This is a genomic window from Pseudomonas sp. p50(2008) (assembly GCF_015351605.1).
GTDB lineage: Bacteria > Pseudomonadota > Gammaproteobacteria > Pseudomonadales > Pseudomonadaceae > Aquipseudomonas.
Genome location: NZ_JACMYF010000013.1, coordinates 29,215 through 49,114 on the forward strand (window position 1 = coordinate 29,215; position 19,900 = coordinate 49,114).

The 19,900-nt window shown below is 58.1% G+C and carries 17 protein-coding genes; all 17 read right to left on the reverse strand.

Going from position 1 to position 19,900, the window contains the following annotated elements:
• Positions 1-23: 23 nt before the first annotated feature.
• The gene (locus tag H7698_RS28675; protein WP_194693657.1) at positions 24-3,902 is read right to left on the reverse strand and encodes a type VI secretion protein IcmF/TssM N-terminal domain-containing protein; all 3,879 of its coding nucleotides are present in this window, start codon (positions 3,900-3,902) and stop codon (positions 24-26) included.
• A 30-nt stretch (positions 3,903-3,932) separates the two neighbouring features.
• Positions 3,933-4,646: a type IVB secretion system protein IcmH/DotU gene (gene icmH, locus H7698_RS28680; RefSeq protein ID WP_194693658.1), complete on the reverse strand. Its 714-nt coding sequence runs from the start codon at positions 4,644-4,646 to the stop codon at positions 3,933-3,935.
• Positions 4,643-5,986 carry a type VI secretion system baseplate subunit TssK gene (gene tssK / locus H7698_RS28685; protein ID WP_194693659.1) on the reverse strand — a complete coding sequence of 448 codons (1,344 nt, stop codon included), beginning with the start codon at positions 5,984-5,986 and terminating at the stop codon, positions 4,643-4,645. The genes icmH and tssK overlap by 4 nt, the downstream gene beginning before the upstream one ends.
• Complete coding sequence (gene tssJ / locus H7698_RS28690) at positions 5,979-6,728, reverse strand: type VI secretion system lipoprotein TssJ (protein ID WP_194693660.1); 750 nt, start codon at positions 6,726-6,728, stop codon at positions 5,979-5,981. Before tssJ ends, tssK begins: the two co-directional genes overlap by 8 nt.
• A gap of 23 nt (positions 6,729-6,751) precedes the next feature.
• The gene (gene tssH, locus H7698_RS28695) at positions 6,752-9,355 is read right to left on the reverse strand and encodes a type VI secretion system ATPase TssH (RefSeq protein WP_194693661.1); all 2,604 of its coding nucleotides are present in this window, start codon (positions 9,353-9,355) and stop codon (positions 6,752-6,754) included.
• Positions 9,352-10,422 (reverse strand): type VI secretion system baseplate subunit TssG, encoded by a 1,071-nt coding sequence (gene tssG / locus H7698_RS28700; protein WP_162439821.1) that lies wholly within the window; start codon positions 10,420-10,422, stop codon positions 9,352-9,354. The genes tssH and tssG overlap by 4 nt, the downstream gene beginning before the upstream one ends.
• On the reverse strand, positions 10,386-12,218 hold the full coding sequence (tssF, locus tag H7698_RS28705) for a type VI secretion system baseplate subunit TssF (RefSeq protein WP_194693662.1): 1,833 nt from the start codon (positions 12,216-12,218) through the stop codon (positions 10,386-10,388). Before tssF ends, tssG begins: the two co-directional genes overlap by 37 nt.
• Positions 12,218-12,700 (reverse strand): type VI secretion system baseplate subunit TssE, encoded by a 483-nt coding sequence (tssE, locus tag H7698_RS28710; RefSeq protein WP_162439819.1) that lies wholly within the window; start codon positions 12,698-12,700, stop codon positions 12,218-12,220. The genes tssF and tssE overlap by 1 nt, the downstream gene beginning before the upstream one ends.
• A 25-nt stretch (positions 12,701-12,725) precedes the next feature.
• Positions 12,726-14,228 carry a type VI secretion system contractile sheath large subunit gene (gene tssC / locus H7698_RS28715; protein WP_162439818.1) on the reverse strand — a complete coding sequence of 501 codons (1,503 nt, stop codon included), beginning with the start codon at positions 14,226-14,228 and terminating at the stop codon, positions 12,726-12,728.
• A 10-nt stretch (positions 14,229-14,238) separates the two neighbouring features.
• A complete protein-coding gene (gene tssB, locus H7698_RS28720) occupies positions 14,239-14,772 on the reverse strand; it encodes a type VI secretion system contractile sheath small subunit (protein ID WP_194693663.1) in 534 nt (177 codons plus the stop codon).
• A 70-nt stretch (positions 14,773-14,842) separates the two neighbouring features.
• Positions 14,843-15,592: a hypothetical protein gene (locus H7698_RS28725; RefSeq protein ID WP_194693664.1), complete on the reverse strand. Its 750-nt coding sequence runs from the start codon at positions 15,590-15,592 to the stop codon at positions 14,843-14,845.
• 559 nt (positions 15,593-16,151) lie between these two features.
• Positions 16,152-16,502, reverse strand: a complete 351-nt coding sequence (locus tag H7698_RS28730; protein ID WP_235992977.1) for a hypothetical protein — start codon at positions 16,500-16,502, stop codon at positions 16,152-16,154.
• Between the two features lie 38 nt (positions 16,503-16,540).
• Positions 16,541-17,443 carry an immunity protein Tsi6 family protein gene (locus H7698_RS31515; protein WP_235992978.1) on the reverse strand — a complete coding sequence of 301 codons (903 nt, stop codon included), beginning with the start codon at positions 17,441-17,443 and terminating at the stop codon, positions 16,541-16,543.
• 59 nt (positions 17,444-17,502) lie between these two features.
• Positions 17,503-17,766 (reverse strand): hypothetical protein, encoded by a 264-nt coding sequence (locus tag H7698_RS28740; RefSeq protein ID WP_194693665.1) that lies wholly within the window; start codon positions 17,764-17,766, stop codon positions 17,503-17,505.
• Positions 17,763-18,884, reverse strand: a complete 1,122-nt coding sequence (gene tri1 / locus H7698_RS28745; protein WP_194693666.1) for an ADP-ribosylarginine hydrolase Tri1 — start codon at positions 18,882-18,884, stop codon at positions 17,763-17,765. The genes H7698_RS28740 and tri1 overlap by 4 nt, the downstream gene beginning before the upstream one ends.
• A 188-nt stretch (positions 18,885-19,072) precedes the next feature.
• Positions 19,073-19,477: a hypothetical protein gene (locus H7698_RS28750; protein ID WP_235992979.1), complete on the reverse strand. Its 405-nt coding sequence runs from the start codon at positions 19,475-19,477 to the stop codon at positions 19,073-19,075.
• Positions 19,478-19,567: 90 nt separating this feature from the next.
• Positions 19,568-19,897, reverse strand: a complete 330-nt coding sequence (locus H7698_RS28755) for a hypothetical protein (RefSeq protein ID WP_194693667.1) — start codon at positions 19,895-19,897, stop codon at positions 19,568-19,570.
• Positions 19,898-19,900 lie beyond the last annotated feature (3 nt).

Sequence of the window (19,900 nt, forward strand, 5' to 3'; positions counted from 1 at the left end):
TCCCTGATTCAAGGCGAGCATGCTCACTGGACCCGCCCGCCGGAAGCATTGAGTGAACTCAGCGCTTTGACGTTCGCCAGGTCGGTCAGCTTGACCCCGCCATAGTTGCGCACGGCGAGGCTGACCTGACCGCTGGCGGTGTTCCAGCTGAAGCGTTGCTGGATACCGTCCAGGTCACTGACGCGGGCACTGTCGTTCATGCGCAACAGGCCCCAGCGGCCCGGATAATCGAACACAGTGATGCGTTCGCCGGTCAGCGTGACCACGTCCATGCGGGCGCCGGGTGCGGTGGTGGTGCCCGGCCAGGAGAAGCGACTCCAGCTGGTCTTGCCGTTGCGGTAATGCTGCACCTGACCATCGAGGGTAAAGATGATGTCGGTGAAGTAAGCCGACGGTTCCAGCATGATCTCGAAGCCGTTTTCACGGTCCGACAAGCTGGCGATGACCTGACCCAGGGAGCTGGCCTTGTCGATGCTGTTGACCATGTTCGGGTTGACCAGCGGCGTCGATTTGCTCGCGCTGCTCATGCCCAGGCCTTCACCCCCGGAGAGATTGCCGATTTCGTTGCGCTTGAAGTTCGGCAGCAAGCCGGACTCCGGGTCGACGAAACGCTGCAGATCCTTGACCGAGGCTTCATTGCGGCTGCCTGCTGCAATCGGGAAACGGTGTGCCATGACCTGTTCCCAGGGCTTGGCGATCTGCTGCGCCCAGGCTTTGGCGATCTGCTCGCCGGCCGGGTCGCGCAGGGTTTCCCAGGTGAACTGGATCGGCAGACTGAACAGGCTTTGCAGCGAGGACGACAAGCCGCCCTGGCTGGTGTCGACGGTGGTCTCGACATAGTTGCGCACGCTGGTGACTTCGCTCGGCTGACCTTCCAGGGTCTCGCTGATCAACTGCTTGCTGCTTTTACCGACGTCCTGCGAGCGCTGGATGTTGTTCATCCGTACCTTGAGTTTGCGCAGCGCCGCGAGGTAGCGATCCATGATGGTGCTGTCCGCGCCCTCGGCGTTCTGCACGGCGAAGACCCGGGACACCGGCTCGAAACGCTTGGCCAGGCTGCCGTCATCCACCGCTGGCAGCGGCGAGATCAGCGCATTTGGCGAAGCGTCCGGGCCGTCGAAAATACCCGTGACCTTGCCCCAGAAACCGTCATCGCGCTTGATCCCGGTTTGTTGTGTTTCCCGCGGCGCCGGCACATCCCACTGAGTGTTGTCGTTGACGGCGGCCAGCAGGATTTTCACCGGCGAGTTCTGTACGTCGCTGAGCAGTGACAGTTGCTGGGTCGCGTTGGCCATGTCGGTGAAGTGACGCACGCCGACACTGTCGATCAAGGTGTACCAGGCTTGGGTGTAATCACGCTTGTAGCGCGTCATGAATTCGCGGATGAAGTTGGCTTTTTGCACCAGGCTGTCGCCACCTTCACCATCGAGTACCCAGTCCGATTCGTTGCGCAGGTTCCCGGACACCAGCTTGATCAGCTCCGGTTTCACGAACTGTTCCCAGCCCTGACGGGTGAAAATCGCCGGCACGGCTTCGGTGCCGTACAGCAGTTGGCGCCCTGGCAGGGGCACCAGGTCGCTGAGGCCAAGCGCCGGAAACTGGCGGCTGGATTCCAGTTGCAGGCGCAGGTATTCACGGTCCACCAGGGAGCTGGAGATCATGAACGACTTCAAGCTGTTACGGGTTTCGCTGATCAGTTGCTCGTTGCGTGGCAAAGTCGGCGCCTGACCATTCTTCAGCAGTTGCACGTAGACCGGCACGTTGTCCTGAATGACGTCAGCGCTGACAGGATTCTGCTCGCTGGCGGTATTGGCCCAGGCCGCCGGCAATGCGGCGCCGACGAACTCAGGTTCCGGGTGCGCATCGGGTTGGGTCAGCATCAGGTACAGCTTGAGGGCGTTGTAGGACTCGATGATCGATGCGACCTGACGCTCGTCCAGTCGGCCCAGCATTTCCTCGGACAACGACAGCCCGCCCGTGGTCGCCGACAGATCGGCCGCGTCACTGGCGGTGGCCGGGTTGCGCAGCGCGGTCATTGCATCGCCGCGCGCTTTGTTCGCCGCACCTTTGGCCGCACCGCTCAAACGGCTGGCGACTTCACCGGTGCTGCGTGGAACGCTGCTCAAACGGGTCGGCAGTTTCAGGCCCTGGACACGCGCTTTGGCGGACGGCCTGCCCGTCTTGGCCGGCGCTGTTGCAAAGCTGTTCTGCGGGTCCATGGTTTTTGCGAACTCGTTGAAGGCACGCATCTGCAATTGAAGTTGCAGCGTGACGGGCTCCAGTGCCTGGGTGCGCAGTTGCTGCAAATAAGCGTTCTGAGCGACGAGGTAGATGTCGTCACCCCGATAAAGACCTGCACTCAGTTGCAGCGGCACGCCTTTGGCGCGGTGCTTCTCGATGACGGCAAGTTGATCACGGAGCAATTCCAGCCCTTGGCCCGAGGCGAGCAATTGCGCTCGGTCCGGGGATTGCTGCAATTCGTTCAACTGATCGCGCAACGAGGCCAGCCATTGACGGTTGTTCTGGAACGACAGGGCTTGCCAGCCGATGAACGCCAGGCCCGCCAGCAGCGCTACACCCAACACGACAGGGCTGAGGGACTTGTTTCGGCCGAAGCGTGACTGGTACAGCGTCAGGTCGCGGTCCGGAAAAATCACCCGGCGGAACGTATCGGTAATGAAGTAGCTGCGGTCGCTGATCTTCTTGCCGCTGCTGTCGTTATCCAGGGCGGTTTCCGGCTGCAGGGCAAACGACTCGGCGAGGTCGTCTTCATAGACCTGGCTCAGTTGCTGATCGGTTTGCAGTGCGCTGGTGAAATACAGGCCGCGCAACAGCAGGGGCGAGCCGGCATGCCGGGTGTCGGCGAAGTGCTGGAGGAATTGCTCCAGCACCACAGACAGTTCGGAGAAATAGTTCGGGAAGTTCAGCAGTGCACTGTTGGCATCCGCGCCCAACGCAATCATCTGCGCGTCGACGTGACGGCGGATATGGCTGTGCAGGTTGGCCAGCTTGGCATCCAGCACCGGGCGCAGGCCCTGGTTGCGGATCTCCGACAAGCCGAACGTCATGCCCAGCGGTTGCTGGCGCTCATTCAGGTCCAGGCCTTCAAAGGCCTGGCTGAAGCCCGGCAACTGGTCGGTCTTACTCAACATCAGGTAGATCGGTGGATTGGCGTCCAGGCAATCGGTGTATTCCTCGATGCGCGACACCAGCTGTGCCGCCAGCGCGTTACGCTCGTCAGCGCTGGCCGCGAGCAATTCCGGCAGGCTCACTACCAGCACCAGACCGTTGACCGCCGCTTTGCTGCGTTGCTTTTTCAGCATCTTCAGGAAGGCGGCGAACTCGCTGGCGGACTGGTCGTCGCGCAGATACCGACCGGCCGTATCGATCATCACGGCCTCGGGGCTGAAGTACCAGTCGCAATGCTGCGTGCCGCTCTGGGTGTCGTTGGCGCTGTTGGCGATGCTCGCGGACAGGCCGGAACGGGTCAGCAGCGAGGTCTTGCCGGCACCGGACATGCCGATGACCAGGTACCACGGCAGATCGGACAGGGCGGAAGCACCACCGCCACCGGCCGAGCGATCGGTACGCAGCATCGCGATGGCGTGCTTGAGGCGTTCGCGCAGCACTTGCTGATCGCGGAACTCGCCGGTGGACTTGAGCGAGCGATCGACCTCGATCTGCACCAGGTTCTCAAGGTTGTGTTCAGCCCGGATTCGCTTGTACTGACGCAGCACAATGATCAGCAGGTAGAACGCACTGATGATCGCCATCGCTTCCAGCGTATAGCCACGCAAACCGCTCACGTGCGGCGCCACGAACCAGCACACGGCCAGGCTCGCCAGCCACAGGACCGGGATCACGAACCAAAAACTTTTTAACAAGCGCAATAATGTCTTCATGTCTTCCTGACTCGATTACCTGACCTGGGATCAGGCACTGAACAGCTGGCTGATTTGTTCGGACAGTGCGGCTACGTCCTTGGCCAACAGCCAGTCCAGCGTCAGGTAAACACCCACGCAGACCAGCGCAATGAGCGCCAGGTAGAGCCAAACGGGTACTTCGTGTCGCAGCATCTGGGAGACCTGATCGGGCAAGGCCCAGTCAGGTGAAAGCGCTTTGGGCGTTTTTTTATAACGGGCGATGTCCTGACCCAGGGTATTGGCCAGATAGCGCAGCTGGTCTTTCTGACCGAGGCTGAATTTGCCTTCGAAACCCAGCGCCAGGCACAGGTGGTATACCTCGAGCACGTCGAGGTTCTTTTTGACGTCGCTGCGCAGTGAATCGATTTTCTCGAAGAAGCCTTCACCCGCCAGGTGCACGCCGAAGTAACGGAACTGCAACGGCTGCAGTTCGAAGTGGCGCCGCAGTTCGTTGTCGCCGGAACGCAACACGCTCTCGTCGAGGAACGCACACAAGGCGTATTGGGTGTCCTTGACCTGTTCAACGCTGTAGTTGGCGCTGCGGGCTTCGCGCTCCAGGTTCGAGAAGAAGTTGTCGACGCTCGCCTCGAAGGCCGTGACCGACGTCACCTGTCGGCCCTTGCGTACGATCAGCGCCATGCTGATGAAGTCTTGCACCAGGGCTTTCAAACCCGGTTTTTCGGTTGCGGCCGTCACGGCGCCTTGCATTACGGCTTCAGTCATTTGAGTACCGCCATCAGTTCAAGCTTGAGATTGGTAAAGGCGCTGGGTGCGTAAAAGGAGATGGCCTGGGCACTCATCATTCGTTCGTACACGCGGCCATGGGGCTCGATGGAGAAGTAGTGATTGTCCAGTCGCACCGGAATCGCATTGGGCAGGCGGGTCGAGTGATTGAGCGTGACCCCCGGCATGGCACTGTTGACCACGACTTCGATGTCTTCCGGCGAACCCACCTTGAACGCGCGCGGCACCAGTTCCAGCAGGCTGGAACCGGGCATGTCGGCGTGCACGGAAATATAGAAATCCGCCTCGGCCAGGCGCGGGTCGAGCAATTGGCCCTGCCAGTACGAAGGCTTGGTCTGGGTCAGGTTGATCACCACGCACTGGTTGGGCACGACGTTGTCGAGCAGCACCCGGATCATTTCATCGAGCTTGACCAGCGAGGCCGCCGGGTCGTGGTGGTCGTACTCGGGAATATCATTGAGTTGCGTGTCCAGCGAGAACGTCAGCAATCCACCGGCCAGTTCGGCCAGAAACAGGTACAGGCGCTCGGGGTGCAGGCGAGGGTGAGCGAGCAGGTGCGCGAGGCTCGGGTGAGCGCGGTTGACCGTGTTCAGCAGCCAGAACAATGTCACGTCGCTGGAGCCAAATTCGGCAATCTGATCCGCCCGTTCACGACGACGGCCCGACAGTGCCTTGCTTTTGGATTGCAGGGCGCCGAGCAGGCGTTTGCCCAGGCCGATCAGCGTTTCATGGGTACCGACGTGCAGCGTGGGGTGCACGAAGTGCGCATCGAGGTTGAAGCCGCCGATGTTGTTACGCGACAGGCGGGCGATCGGGCAGTAGCTGTAACCGTCCAGGTTGTCGCCGTCGATCAGCATCACGACGTTCAGGCGCAGGCTGGTGATTTCGTTTTCGAGGTCGCCTTCGTTCAAGTCCGGCAGGGTGTCGAACTGCTTGCGAAAACGGCGCGCGCTCTTTTGTTCCTGACCGTCTTCAACGTAGTTCATGCCGAAGGGCTCAGGCAGTTTCAGCGCGGCGTAGACCTTCAGGTCGTTGCTCTTGAGGAGGTCTTTCAAGTCACGGGCGGCCGGCAGCGGATCATGCTGCGGCGCGTCGAACAGGCTGCCGTCCGGGAACACCAGCTTCAGTCGTTTGAGTTGCAGGGAGCCGGTCGCGAGGGCTTCTTCGTCAACCTGAAGCATCTGCACGCCCCAATGAAACGGCGTGCTGCGCAGTGTCGACTCCGCCAACTGATGCTGGTGGAACTCATCCTGGTATTGGAAATGCTGCGGCAAAAGGAACATGCCCTCCGACCACATCACCCGGCTCTGCTTACTCATGAACGCCATCCAATAGAGAGTTTAATTTTGATTCGGTCGCTTTCTTCGCGGAGCTGGTCGCGGTGTCTTCCGCTTGCTGCAGGGCTGCGTCCTGAAGGCGTTGGGTCAAGGTGTTTTCTTCCGGCGAAGTGGCGGCCTGGGCGAGTTGTTCGGCGGTCTTGGGTTTGTTCAAGACGTCGACGCCAGCCACGGCCGTGACCGTGTTGTTGTCCACCAGCACCCGCAGGCCATCGGCGGAGAACCAGATGCCTTCTTTGCGCAGGGAATTGGCGTCAAACGCGACCTTCCAGCGACTGTCTTCATCCGAGCGGAAAAACGCGGCGACGCCGACATAGCTCGCGGCCTTGTTCAACGGCCAGCGATCGACTTGACCCATGCCGGGCAGCAGTGTGATTTCGCGGTTCTCGATCAAGGTATTGCCGAGGGCTTTTTGCGGGTCGTCCCACAGGGAGTCGGCGTCGGTGGACGAAAAGCGCTCCAGCGAACTGAGCTGGTACACGCGAATCACCACGGACAGCGGCTTGCCGGTTTCGTCGGGATTGAGCTGATTGCCGCCGTCGGACGTCAGGATGACCTTTTCGTTATCGTCGAACAGCATGTCGCCGGCCCACGTGTCGTCCACGCGCTTGCCGACACGGTCGGTGACGCCACAGGCCGTCAGCACCATCATCATGGCTGCGGCGATCAGGCATTTGGCAAATACGGGTTGCGCAGAGCGCTTCCTTGCTTGTTGGTTATCCATGAGGGTTACCTTTAAATGCTCGTTCAGCACAGGCTGTAGGCGAAATCGCCGTCGCTGCCCAACTCGATCTTCAGACTTTGAATCGGCTTGTCCTGCGCCATCCGTTCCAGGACCCGTTGGGCCAGTTCCGGCATCAGGGTCTTGGACAAAATGTTGTCGATGTTGCGGGCGCCGCTGTCGACTTCCGTGCAACGCGATGCGATGGCTTTGACCAGCGCCTCGTCGTAGCTCAGGACCGCTTGATGATTGCGCTCGAAACGCTTGCGAATGCGCTCCAGCTTGAGCGCAACGATGCGCTCCAGAATGGCGTCCTTGACCGGGTAGTAGGGGACGATGGTCAGGCGACCGAGAAACGCCGGCTTGAACACCTGGTTCAGCTCGTCGCGCAGGCCTTCGACGATGTCTTCCGGCGTCGGTTGCTGCTCGGCGTTCAGGCACCACTGCATGATGCGATCCGTGCCGGTGTTGGACGTGAGGATGATCACGGTGTTGCGGAAGTTGATCTCGCGACCTTCACCGTCATCCAGCACACCTTTGTCGAACACCTGGAAAAACAGCTCGAGCACGTCCGGGTGGGCTTTTTCCACTTCATCCAGCAGCACCACGCTGTAAGGCTTGCGCCGTACAGCTTCGGTCAACACGCCGCCTTCGCCATAGCCGACGTAACCCGGAGGCGATCCCTTGAGGCTCGAGACCGTGTGGGCTTCCTGGTACTCGGACATATTGATGGTGATGACGTTACGCTCGCCGCCGTACAGGGTGTCGGCCAAGGCCAGGGCGGTTTCGGTCTTGCCGACGCCGCTCGGGCCGAGCAACAGGAACACGCCGATGGGTTTGTTCGGGTCTTCCATGCGGGCCCGGGAGATCTTGATGCGCTTGCCGATTTCATGCAGCGCGTGATCCTGGCCGAGCACGCGTTCGCCCAGCAGGGCAGGCAGGCGCTGGACGGTTTCGATCTCGTCGCGCAGCATTTTGCCCAGCGGGATACCGGTCCAGCCGGAAATCACTTCGCCAATGGTTCCGCCGTCCACCAGCGCATGCACCAGCGGTTGTTCACCCTGGACGCTGGCCAGTTCGGCGCGCACCGCGGCAATCTCCCGGGCATCGGGTGTCTTGTGGTCCGGGTGGCTGAGGGCACCGAGTTTTTCCACCAGTTCCAACTCGCGCTGCCACTGTTGTTCCAGTGCGTCGCGGGTCTGCTGCTGTGCCTGCAACTCGGTGTGCAGGGTGGCCAGGCGGCGGGCATGGTCGCTGCCTTTGGCGGCTTCCTGTTCCAGTACGGTGATCTCGGCTTGCAGATTGTCGATCTGCCGCTTGCAGTCTTCGAGGGGGCCCGGTTGTGCAGACTGGCCCAGGGCGACTCGCGCGCAGGCCGTGTCCAGAACGCTCACGGCTTTGTCAGGCAGTTGACGGCCGGTGATGTAGCGATTGGACAACCGCACGGCTTGCACCAGTGCTTCGTCCATTACCGTGACCTTGTGGTGATCCTGCATCTTGGCCAGCAGGCCGCGCAGCATGTGGATCGCCTTGTCTTCGTCCGGCTCTTCGACCTTCACCACCTGGAAGCGGCGGGCGAGTGCAGCGTCTTTCTCGAAGTACTTTTTGTATTCGGCCCAGGTCGTCGCGGCGATGGTGCGCAGTTCGCCCCGAGCCAGGGCTGGCTTGAGCAGATTGGCGGCGTCGTTCTGTCCGGCCTGACCACCGGACCCGATCAAGGTGTGCGCCTCGTCGATGAACAGGATGATCGGATGCAGACTGCGTTTGGTTTCTTCGATGACGGATTTGAGACGATTCTCAAACTCGCCTTTCACACCGGCACCGGCCTGCAGCAAGCCGAGGTCCAGGGTATGAATGGCGACGTCTTTGAGTACCGACGGCACATCACCTTGAATGATGCGCAGCGCCAGGCCTTCCACCACGGCTGTTTTACCGACGCCGGCTTCACCGGTCAGGATCGGGTTGTTCTGGCGGCGGCGGGTCAGGATGTCGACCATCTGCCGGACCTCGAACTCACGGCCCAGCACCGGGTCAATCCGGCCTTCGCGAGCGCTTTGCGTCAGGTTGACGGTGTATTGATCGAGGGCCGGAGTCTTGCCGTTGCCTTTGACCGTGCTGCGGGTGCTGACGTCTGCACCGGCCAAGGGTTTGGCCTGTTGCGATTCGGCGCTGCCTTCGACCAGCGCGCCAAGGTTCACGCGCAGATCGTCGGCATTGATTTTTTCCAGCTCAGGGGCGGAGGCGATCACCACCCGGCGCAACTCGTCGTCATCGAGCAAAGCCTGCAACAGATAGCCGGTGCGAATCTGCCCCTGGCCGAATTCGATGGAGGCCAGTACCCAGGCCTGCTCGATCATGCGCGTGATGTGCGGCGACAGTGCAGGCGTGCGGGTATTGCCCTTTTTGAAGGTCCCCAGCGCCGTTACCAGCTGCGCCTGCAGGCGATCGGGCACCACGTCGTAATGACGCAGAATGACCGGCAGGTCGTTGTCGTTGCTGTCCAGCAACTGCAACAACAGGTGCTCGATTTCGACGTCGTAATGCTGTTCCGAGAGACACAGGGCCGCCGCACTTTCTGTCGCGGTGCGGCTGGTGTCGTTCAGTTTGGCAAACAGGGACTTCAGGTTCACAGGGAGACCCCATCAAAAGGAATGTGGAAGAGGGCGCAACGGGAGGGTTCCACGTCGACGCCAGGGCGTTTGAGCCAGCCGAGCCAGCCCAGTGACACGTTGCCCTGGCGACCGAGGCGGGCCGCGGGTACTGCTTCGGGTTTGAGCTTGGGTGCCAACTGGAAGTCCAGTTCGGCACCGACGTAGAACCGCACCAGTTCCACCAGTTTCTGGTAGTCCACGGTGCCGGGCTGGAAGCGTTGATAGTCGGCCAGGTCCAGCGGGGCCGTCTCGATGCGTACGCACGACTGGTAGTCCCAGACACGGTTCCCGGCGACAGCGCTTTGTCCGAGCACCGCGTTCTTGCGACCCAGTTGCGTGCATTGGCTGGCATCGAGTTTCAACCAGCGACCGGCAAACGGCTTGACCTTGAACGGCAACGAAAAATAGAAGCTCAGCATTGCTTCGAGGTTCATCGCATTGCGTGGCTTTTGCGCGAACAGACCGGAAAAATAGCTGAACAATTCGCGACGCAGGGGCGAGCCTTGCTTGTCGAATTTCTGCTTCTGCGCCTCGGGACCGAAGCCCACGAGATTGAGCAGGTAACGATCGAAGTCCGAGGTGCCGTTGCGTTCGTACTCGATGTAGAACTTGTATTTTTGCCACGCTTCGTAAAACAGCGTGGTCATGCGATGGGAAAAAATATCGAGGAACGCATGGGCCGCGTCGTCCCTGTACTGGACGTGTCTTTCAATCAGCAGCTCGGTGTACGGACGCGGCAGCACACCGGACGGCCCGACCAGTCCCATGAACGTGACTTGCACCTCGGACAGCGGCAGACCTGCCGCCGACACCTTGCCTTCGCGCTCGAACTGCAAGTCGCTGACTTCGCTGGCAGGGAAGTTCAGGGACAGCTGTGAACGAAAACGCAAAGGGTCTTCGTGCGGTCGTGTATCCAGGTCCATGCGCCCGGTTCTGCTGTAATGCAGGCGGAGCAATCGCACCAATTGGAAAAATTCGAATCGGTGCGGCTCAGCCCGTGCCTGGTCGATCAGACCAGGGGTTGATCGCCGGTTCGAGGTGGCCATTGGACGACTCTCTTTTCGCGCTGCAAGGTGCGAAGGGTTAATTGGGTAAAGCTGTTCATGCTGCAGTACTGGCCAAAGAAGTGGTCCAGCACCATGCCGAACAAAAACACACCGCTGCCGGTGTACTGGCTTTCATCGAAATTCAGGGTGATGCCGACACCGCGCACGAAGTTCGGGCGCGGGTGACCGATACGTGCGACCACCGGTTCGCTGGTGACCGAGACAATGCCGTTGATCTGTTTGCGGATCGCCGAAACGTTGCGGTAGTTGTAGAGCGACAGCAGCTCCAGCAGTACGTCGCGACCTCGGGACACCAGCGACATGTGGTTGAGCGACAAGTGCGAGATCAACCGCCAGATGACCCCGTTGCCCAGCGGCACGCGAGCGGTGGCGGTGGGTTTGCGCAAGCACCGGATGTCGCTGATGACCGAGTTGCCTGGAATACTGAAATCGCCGCGCTCGCCGCCGAACGGCAGCATCAGGGGCAAGTCACGATTGCTGCAGGTCAGGCGGATGCTCAGGGTGTCGTTGCTGGAATCCAGCAGTTCCAGCTCGCGATCGACGACGCGGATAAACATGTTCGAGCCATCGCGCTGCCGGGTCTGTACCGGGCGACGCCGGGCAATCCAGAAGCTTTGGCCGGGACCCTGGTCGCCTCGCGGTTCGAAGAACGGATGGCAGGTGGCGACCTGGTCGATACCGCCGACTTTGCGCACCCGACGCACGCGATCGATGGACACCACTTCCGCCGAGCTTTGCAGGCGCACGTCGGGCGTCACCGCGTACTCGTGCTGGGCGTGGGTCAGCTTGATCGGCTCGGCCTGCTGGCGGAACAGGTTGATGATCGGGGTGCAATTGAGCTTGAAGTTGTTGCGGCCGATGTTCTGCGTCAGACGCGCCAGGCGATCACTCAGGTCGTAATCGGAAAAGTAGAAGTTGATCTCGATTTTCTCGAGATTCTGGCCCGCCAGCAGCCGCGCAAACCCCGACAGGTCGAAGAACATGAACTTGTCGGGGAAGGTGAAATATTCGTGCAGCAGGCGGTAACCCAGAAACGAGCGCTCCGAGTAATCCACCAGACCTTCGTCCAGCCCGTAGCCTACGGCTTTCAAGGCGTTCGCCGGCAACGTGATCTCGCGGGTGCGACCCTGATCTTCGAAGCTCAACGTGGCTTTGGCCAGGTTGTTGAACAGCAACTCGTAGAGCTGCAGCATCAGTGTGCTTTCGCCGTCGAGGAAAAACCGCAGGCGGTCCAGCTCCATCTTGCCGAACATCACATCGGACGTGGCGGTCAGGCCGATACGCAGGCGTGCTACCAGGTCAGCGCTGTGGCCGTTGAAGGCCGAACGCTCCATCTCGATGAACGAGGCTTGATGCACCGCTACCGGCCACAGTTCCACCGGGTAGCAGGTGCGGAATTTGCACACCACGCCATCAATCGGGTTGGCGCTGAGTTCGGTGTGTCGGGCCACGCGGAAGGCTTCGGTGACTTTTTCCTGCTTGCCCAGGTTGAATTCGACAATCGACATCGACGGGGTAGGGCGCAGGTAATGCGGGTACAGCACTTCAAGGAACGACTCGACGATTTCAGGCAGCTCGTCATCGAGTTTTTTATGCACGCGTGCAGACAGGAACGAGAACGCTTCGATCAAGCGCTCGGTGTGCGGGTCTTCGCAGTTATCGCCCTCGATGAGCAACCGCGAAGCAATCTTCGGGTACTGACTCGCAAACTCCTGCCCTAAAAAGCGCAGGTGCGACAGTTCCTTTTCGTAGTAGGGGAGCAGATCGTCGAGCATCAGTTGAGGTTCTGCACTTTGTATTCCTGGGTGTTGACCTGCAGCACCGCGTCGAAGGAAACCTGGCGGGTGATGTCCTGCAGGCGCAGTACTGCGTCCACGCGGAAGGTCAGCATGCGTTGGCCGGTTTGTTGTGCGAGCAGTTGGACCTTGACGCTGCGAAAGCGTCGGTCGCCGACGGAGATCGCCTTCTCCAGCTGGCGTTGAATCAGCAGGCGATCCTGCGGATCCAGCACACTGCGACTGGTGAAATCCGGCATGCCGTAGTCAAGGATGGTTCCGTTCAGATTGACGAAACCCTCCAGCTCGTTGGCAACCAGGGACTGGCGAGTGTTCACCAGCACCTCCAGGTCACGAACGATGCTGGCCTTGTAATCGGCCAGCGAACACAAGCGTTGCGATGAGGCTTCCATGGACTGATGTGGATGATCGTCCAGCAATCGATCCAGCAACGATGGCAACAGCTTGTGTTGACTACTCATCTTGCCTCCTTGGCAATGATGTCGATCAGCCGCGAGTCGATTGCGGCAATTCGGCAACCAGACGCAACGAAGCGGTCAGCTCATCCAATTGATAATGCGGACGCAGGTAGGTCACGGCCTTGTACACGCCTGGCTTGCCCGGAACCTCGAACACTTCGGCCCGTGCTTCGCGCAACGGGAACTTGGCTTTCGCTTCCTGGCTGGCGGTGTCGTCCAGCAACACGTAGCTCGACAGCCACTTGTTGAGGAACATCTCCACGTCTTTGCGCGAAGCGAAGCTGCCGATCTTGTCGCGCATGATCGCCTTCATGTAGTGAGCGATACGCGAGGTGGCGAAGATGTACTGCAACTGCGCCGAGAGACGGGCGTTGGCGTTGGCGATGTCGGTGTTGTAATGCTTCTGCTTTTGCGTCGACTGGGTGCCGAAGAACGCGGCATAGTCGGTGCCTTTGCAGTGCACCAGCGGGATAAAGCCGAGGTCCGACAGCTCTTTTTCACGGCGGTCGGTGATGGCGATTTCGGTCGGGCACTTGAGGGCGATTTCGCCGTCGTCGGTCTTGAACGTGTGAGTCGGCAGGCCTTCAACCAGACCGCCACCCTCGACACCGCGAATCGCGACACACCAGCCATAACGGGAGAACGCGTCGGTGACCCGGGTGCCCAGGGCGTAGGCGGCGTTCATCCACAGGTATTTGTTGTGGTCGCGACCGTCGACGCTTTCAACGAAGTTGAATTCTTCGACCGGCGTGGTATCCGGGCCATACGGCAGGCGACCCAGCACGTGCGGCAAGGTCAAACCGACGTAACGGGAATCTTCGGACGCGCGGAACGACTTCCACTTGGCGTATTCGACGGTGTCGAAAATCTTTGCCAGGTCACGTGGGCCGGACATGTCGGTAAACGAATCCCAGCCGAACAGCTCAGGCGAGGCCGCCGAGATGAACGGTGCGTGGGCCGCTGCGGCAACATGGGAAATCTCTTCCAGCAGGTACATGTCTTCCGGGCTGCGATTGAACTCGTAGTCACCCAGCAGCATGCCGAACGGTGCACCACCGAAGGTGCCGTATTCTTCTTCGTAGATCTTCTTGAACAGGGCGCTCTGGTCGAATTCGGAGGCGGCCTTGAGGTCGCGCACCAGATCTTTCTTCGAGGCGTTGAGCAGTTGAATCTTCAGCGTGGTGCTGGTTTCAGTCTGGTCCACCTGATACTTCAGGCCGCGCCACGACGCTTCCAGTTGCTGGAATTCGCGGGCATGCATGATTTCGTTCATCTGCTCGGAGAGCATCGCGTCGATTTCGGCGATGCGCGCGTCAAGCACGGCAATCAGGTCCTTGCTCGGCGTCATTTCGCCTTCCAGCACCTGGCCGACCAGTTCACCGATCAAGTCACGGGTACGGGTGCGCTCGGTCTCGGAGCGGGCCACGCGGCTTTCCGAAATGATGCTGTCGAGCAGGGAGGATTGCGGGGCGAAGTTTTCCACTTCAACCAATTCGCTGTCCTGTTGAGTCACGGTTTGCTTGTCGTTCATCTTCAGGCTCCTACTGTTTGCCATCGGTGGCTGGAACCGCGGCTTCGCGGCCGAATTCCTTGCCCAGCGTTTTCAACTTCTCAGTGTTCTGCAGCACGTCCATGAGCAGCTCTTCGAGCTTGTCGTTGCCGCCCATCTTGTTGCGCAGGTCAGCCAGCTTGTTGCGCACTTCCAGCAGTTTGCGCAGCGGCTCGACCTGCTTGACCACGTTCTGCGGCTCGAAGTCTTCGAGGGCATTGAAGTTGAGCTCGACGCCAAGCTGCGTGCCGTTCTTGGCCAGGGTGTTGTCGACCCGGTAAGTCAGGCGCGGCTTGATGCCCTTGAGCACACCGTTGAAGTTATCGCGGTCGATGAAGATGAACTTGCGGTCCTTGAGCTTCGGCAGCGGCTCCAGCGGGTTGCCGGAGAAATCGCCCAGCACACCGACGACAAAGGGCAGCTCTTTCTTTTCCTGAGCATCACCGATGTCCACGTCGTAAGTGATATGGACCCGAGGCGCGCGAACGCGATCGAGTTTGTGCTGGGTACTTTCCTTCTTCGCCATCGTCATCTCCTGGTGCGAACAAATTCGCTGCAAGTCATTTGCGTCTAGGCTCAACAGTCGGCCTGGCGCGTTACATTCCTTCGATCGTCAGCAGAAGGCGCTGACGGATTTCATCGTTCATTTCCAAAATATTCTCGTGGCCTACCAACTCTTCGAAGCTGGTATTGCCGGCGATCTGGGTGCTGCTGCGGATCACCGCGTCATCAGGCAGCTGGGCCCGTACGGGCGAGCTGATCACGCAAAAGGGCAGGTCACCAAAGTCTTTCAACCGTTCGAAACTGACGGGAAAACGCAGGCCTTCCAGCAATCGGCTGAGCCCCGGTGACTTGCTCAGGCAGTAGAACAGCACCAGGTAGTGCACGACGAAACGGTACAGCTCGGCGCTGCTGCGATTGGGGTCTTTGATGACGGTGCGAAAACGGGCCAGGTCAAACGAACTGAACCCGACCACCCAGCGCACAGGGCTGGTGATGCGAATGGATTGACCGCTTTGCGACAGCACCTTGTCGTACTCCAGCTGGAATAATTCCGGCGTCGTACTGATCAGGTTGAGGGGGACTTCAAGCTCATTGACCAGCTGGAACGGCGAGGCCGAACCGATGCGGTCGTACAGTTCCTTGAGCTCTTTGAAATGGTGCTGGGTCTCACGTCCGCTGCTGCGTTGCGCGCCTTGCAGGTACTCACCGAAAAACGACTGCGGACGGATCAGCAATGCCAGGGTCGACAGGTAATCCGAAGCCTGCGTCTTGAGCGCGTCGGAAATAGCCCGGGTCTGGCCTCGCAATTTGATCAGTGCTTCAACGTCAAACGCTTGAGTCATCGGTATTTATCGTCCTTGAACCTTTCACGATTGCTACCCGGGTTATCCGGGAGCGTGAAGAGCCACTTATTTCTCGGTTGAACACCTGTTTACACAGTGCGAACCCTGATGCTTTTGACATCATTTATCGCACTGCCAGGAATAATTTCTTTGAATGCTGGCATATCAGTGTCGATTAGCCAGCAACGTGGTGTATGGCAACAATTGGCATACAAAAGTTCACGAGGGAGCGGATTTTTTCTCGTTTTTGATACATGCCGCAATGATGTCCGCTTGCCATTAGTCGGTGGTTCTGTCTTACAGACGGGTCTGAAACCCAGCAGCTTCAAGGGTTTGAGGAGGGGTGTGGATCCAATTTTTAATTGAAATTAATTTCGAAAAAGGTGAAGCGGTTCACCTAATTTGGATAATCCCGGTCGTTAGGTGGGATTTTTAGATTGAAGAATGGCCGTTGAAAATGATGGCTATATCGAGTAATTGCACTAAAAAACATTATTTCAAAATCTGTTACTGGCGATGACTACCTACGTAAATGAAGTAAAGCTCGGTCAGCCGCGCTTTATTTGTCAAAGGCAGCAACCCTGACGGTGCCGTTGAGCAGATTGATCGAGTAGCTAACGCCATTCCAGTTACCGGCGATTACTGTCCCGTTTTTGTCGCAGTAGAGATTCACGTACGGCTTATCGACTTGCGTGCCATGGGGGCTTTCTTCGATTTGCCAGAGCAGTTCGCCGTGTATCGACAGTGCGAAGACGTTTTTGTTGAAAATCACATTGGTTGCGGGATCAACCAGAATCAAGAGCCTGTCGTTGTGTTGAAGGGTCGCTTTGACGGGGTGAGGAAGGTGGATAGGTTGATCCGCTAGCCACAGGGTTCCGTTTTGAACACGATGCCGGGTCTCGTTGGTCATTTTTGCCTCTAGCGTTATCAATGAAGTCGCAAAAAATGCTATGGGCGAGGAAGACTTTCTGGTGGCATTCCATTCGGCAGCTGAATCTTCAAACCGTGGGCAATTTGATCGCCAATGTAGAAGGCAATTCCCAGTGCGCGGGCTAGTTCAGGATCGTTGGGTTCAAACTCTTTGCCCGCCCAGGCACCGAGAGTTAATTGATGCAGTCTTGCTTTGTCTTTTTCAATGCCCAGCAACACGTTTTTGATGAATTGCAATTGGATCAACGAGCTTGAGTAGAGGTGGTGTTGCGGGCACTTGTTGTATCCCCGGGCGGTGATTGCTATCGCGTTGTCGATGTAATCCAGGGCCGTTATTGGTGGTTTCGAGGAGTGCTCGCTTCCGGTTCCAGCGGTTTGATAGCTACGTGACGCCACGTAATCATCAAACATTTGAGCCTGTTTTCCTGCCTGGTCAGAGCTTCGAGCAACGTCTTTTCTATAGCCAAGGAACTGTTCCGATTGTGGCCCATGAGTCAGTAGGGAAACAATGGCTGCACATTGGATGAGCCAATAGATTTCAAACGAGGATTCGGTGCCTCGACAAAAACCAAGATTTTCTGCCTGCTTGTACAAGTCAGCGGCCAGTTGGTCGGCGTTTTCGTGGTTTATCGTGTTCTGTGGTGTCAAACCGCGCGACTCATTCGCTATGACGAATACCCTGTAGCGTTGTAGCAGAAGGGCATCCACAAGCTTCAAGTCCGGGCAAGCGGGGGGTAGTAACGGTACAAAAACCTCCGTTTCACGATTGATGGGTATCCAGGACAAGTTTCTTTCCACTTGCGAAGGTTCCTTGGCCATTTCGGTCAAGGGGACTTCATCAACAAGCTGCTCCGTGGGGGCGGGCGGAAGACCGGTTTTTTGCCTGAAAAGAGCTTTTAATTGATGCAGTAGCTTTAACATGGCAAAGCCCTCAGCGGTCCAGTCAACGTTAATTATCGATATCTGTTCCCATCCAAATATTAAATGGCCGATCCTCTGTTATTTCCAGGCTGCTCAATCAGCAACTCGTCCAGTTCTCTGCGACGGCATTTCATAACGAAATCCACCGCGGCATCACTGTTGTGTTGAAAAAACTCGAGGCTTGCGTGATCTATTTCGTAATACTCCTCGTAGTCAATCATGCCGCTGCTAACTGGAAATGAAACGTAAAACCTTCCTGAGGCTTCATCGATTCCCAAGGAAAATAGTTCTTCGCGGTTTACATAAATGTCTTTGCATTTCAAATGTGTTCTCCGCCAAAAATTACCGCGTCCATTTCGTCATGCAGTGGAGCCCTCTCGAATAATCTTTGGGCCAAGCTCTGGATATGCTCTGACCATGCGACTTGCGTGACCCATTCTTCCGGCATTCCCGATACCCCGTACAGCGCCCCGGCTATCTGGCCCGCGGTAGCTGCCACGCTGTCCGCATCATCTGCCAGATTGGCAGCCAGCAGGATTGCATCCTTGAAGTTATCCGTGTTCCACACCGCCCATAGTGCCGCTTCCAGCGTGTCGATGACGTAGCCGGAGGAACGGATTTGATCGCGGGTTTTTTGTTTGTACTCGCCTGCATTGATGATCAATGGGCGGGGGTACAGGGCTCTTGGCATTGGCGACAAGGCTTCTTCCTTGTCCGCACCGTTGAGAGCCAGGTGCAATTGTGCACCCAATAGTTCGCAGCCATTCACTGCCTCTACGGCCCGGTGGGTGCATCGGCTCTGTGCCGCGCTTTCCCGCCAGGTGCCAAACAAGGTGTGGCGCCGGAAAATAGCGGTGGGTGCCAACCGGATGATTGACCCATTGCCAGCTGTCGATGGATGGTCATTACCGTACCAATCAACACCCTGCGCCAGTGACCCTTCCAGTGCAGCACGAGTGGCATTGCCAATATCGAAACACTTTCCGTTATGACTGTTCTCGCCGTTTTTGTACCAACGACAAAGCCGTTGTGAAAAGTCACGGAAGTCGAAATTGTTGTTTGCTACGTAAGTGTCCGCCAAGGCCAATGCCATGCTGGTATCGTCGGTCCACTCGCCCTTTTTCAGATTGAAGGGCCCACCTCCCACCATGTCACTGACATGTTCGATATCACGGGGCAAGAACTCCAGCGTTGTACCTACCGCATCGCCAATCGCGAGCCCTAGCAGGCAACCCTTCGCACGGTCCAGCGCTTGTTCTTCAGTGAGGGTGCAAGGCCTGGAAGTCAGCCAGCCAGGTTTCTCGTTTGTTACCTTGGGGGCGTCCGGCTGCAACACGAAATCCATGCGCTGACGCAGCTGAGGAGAAGGGGGAGGGAGGAGATGATCGTAACGCTCAGTGTATTTGGAGAGCGCTTCGTCCGGGCTTCTCAAATCAATCATGGCTGCTCTCTAGTCTGGTGTGCTCTCAAAGATACGGCTTCCAGGCAGCTCGGGCGAGGTCATAAGGATTTTGGTTTTCGATAAAATGTGTCTCATAACTCCTTGGTCAACTCAGAAGTAACTTCCTGATTACCGATCATTTTGCATGGCCAGTTATCGTTGATGTGCGGGTGGGTTTAAAGCATGCGTTAACTTTTGCAATCGCCCGGTGCCAACGTGACTTCGGCGATGTTTTTTAGATCAGCGCTGTTGTATTGGTAAGTGATTTTGTTGCCTAAAGCCAGAACCAACAAATACGCGGTTTGGCTGCACAGGGATTTGTTTATTTGTTGGGCCAGATAGCTTTGATAATACGCTTGCTCACCGGGACGACCTTCGTACCCCGACAGCGTCAATTTATAATGGACGGTTCGATCTGCGTACGTGATGTTGTCGATGCGTGTGGCTAAGTCGAGCATGATCGGTAACTGTTGCTGCTGCTGATTAACAACCTCGGCGAGTACTTTTTCCGCATCCTCTGCGTACAGGGGCGTCGTGAAAATCATTGCAGCGATGAAGGCCAAAGGGCCATGGCGGAAACAGGACTGCTTCAAACTGATCTCTCCCTGATGTGTGGTTGCGGCTGCAAAATTGACAGCCGCACATGCTGACTGATCTTCCTTGGTGAAGCGTTCGCGCTGTTGTCAGTCAGGCTTCAAACCGCTGTTCTTCTTCTCTTCCATCTGCGCCTTGAGTCGACGCAGGGTCGGTGATTCTCCGCCAGTCAGTTCGATTTTGAACTCGGCGAAGGCATGCTCGAGATCGGCGTACTGCTGCAAGCCTTCTTCCGTGAACAGGTAACGTCCGGGGATGTCCCTCCACTCCATTGGCGCCCGAATCTGGCCACGTTCCGCCAGGATCAGCAGCGGTTCCAGCTCCACGGCCAGTTTTGCGGCGGCAGGGTCTTTTGCTTTCAGCGCGTCAATGGCTGCCCGTAGCTTCTGTGTCTTTTCTTTCAGTAGTTCAATATTCATACG

Coding starts and splice junctions, on each gene's coding strand:
- tssC (WP_162439818.1), bottom strand. CDS start 14,228: ATGAACGACAAGCAAACCGTGACTCAACAGGACAGCGAATTGGTTGAA.
- H7698_RS31515 (WP_235992978.1), bottom strand. CDS start 17,443: ATGTTAAAGCTACTGCATCAATTAAAAGCTCTTTTCAGGCAAAAAACC.
- tssF (WP_194693662.1), bottom strand. CDS start 12,218: ATGCTCGACGATCTGCTCCCCTACTACGAAAAGGAACTGTCGCACCTG.
- tssK (WP_194693659.1), bottom strand. CDS start 5,986: ATGAGTAAGCAGAGCCGGGTGATGTGGTCGGAGGGCATGTTCCTTTTG.
- H7698_RS28725 (WP_194693664.1), bottom strand. CDS start 15,592: ATGACTCAAGCGTTTGACGTTGAAGCACTGATCAAATTGCGAGGCCAG.
- H7698_RS28675 (WP_194693657.1), bottom strand. CDS start 3,902: ATGAAGACATTATTGCGCTTGTTAAAAAGTTTTTGGTTCGTGATCCCG.
- tssJ (WP_194693660.1), bottom strand. CDS start 6,728: ATGGATAACCAACAAGCAAGGAAGCGCTCTGCGCAACCCGTATTTGCC.
- tssE (WP_162439819.1), bottom strand. CDS start 12,700: ATGAGTAGTCAACACAAGCTGTTGCCATCGTTGCTGGATCGATTGCTG.
- H7698_RS28730 (WP_235992977.1), bottom strand. CDS start 16,502: ATGACCAACGAGACCCGGCATCGTGTTCAAAACGGAACCCTGTGGCTA.
- tssB (WP_194693663.1), bottom strand. CDS start 14,772: ATGGCGAAGAAGGAAAGTACCCAGCACAAACTCGATCGCGTTCGCGCG.
- icmH (WP_194693658.1), bottom strand. CDS start 4,646: ATGACTGAAGCCGTAATGCAAGGCGCCGTGACGGCCGCAACCGAAAAA.
- H7698_RS28755 (WP_194693667.1), bottom strand. CDS start 19,897: ATGAATATTGAACTACTGAAAGAAAAGACACAGAAGCTACGGGCAGCC.
- tssG (WP_162439821.1), bottom strand. CDS start 10,422: ATGGCCACCTCGAACCGGCGATCAACCCCTGGTCTGATCGACCAGGCA.
- tri1 (WP_194693666.1), bottom strand. CDS start 18,884: ATGATTGATTTGAGAAGCCCGGACGAAGCGCTCTCCAAATACACTGAG.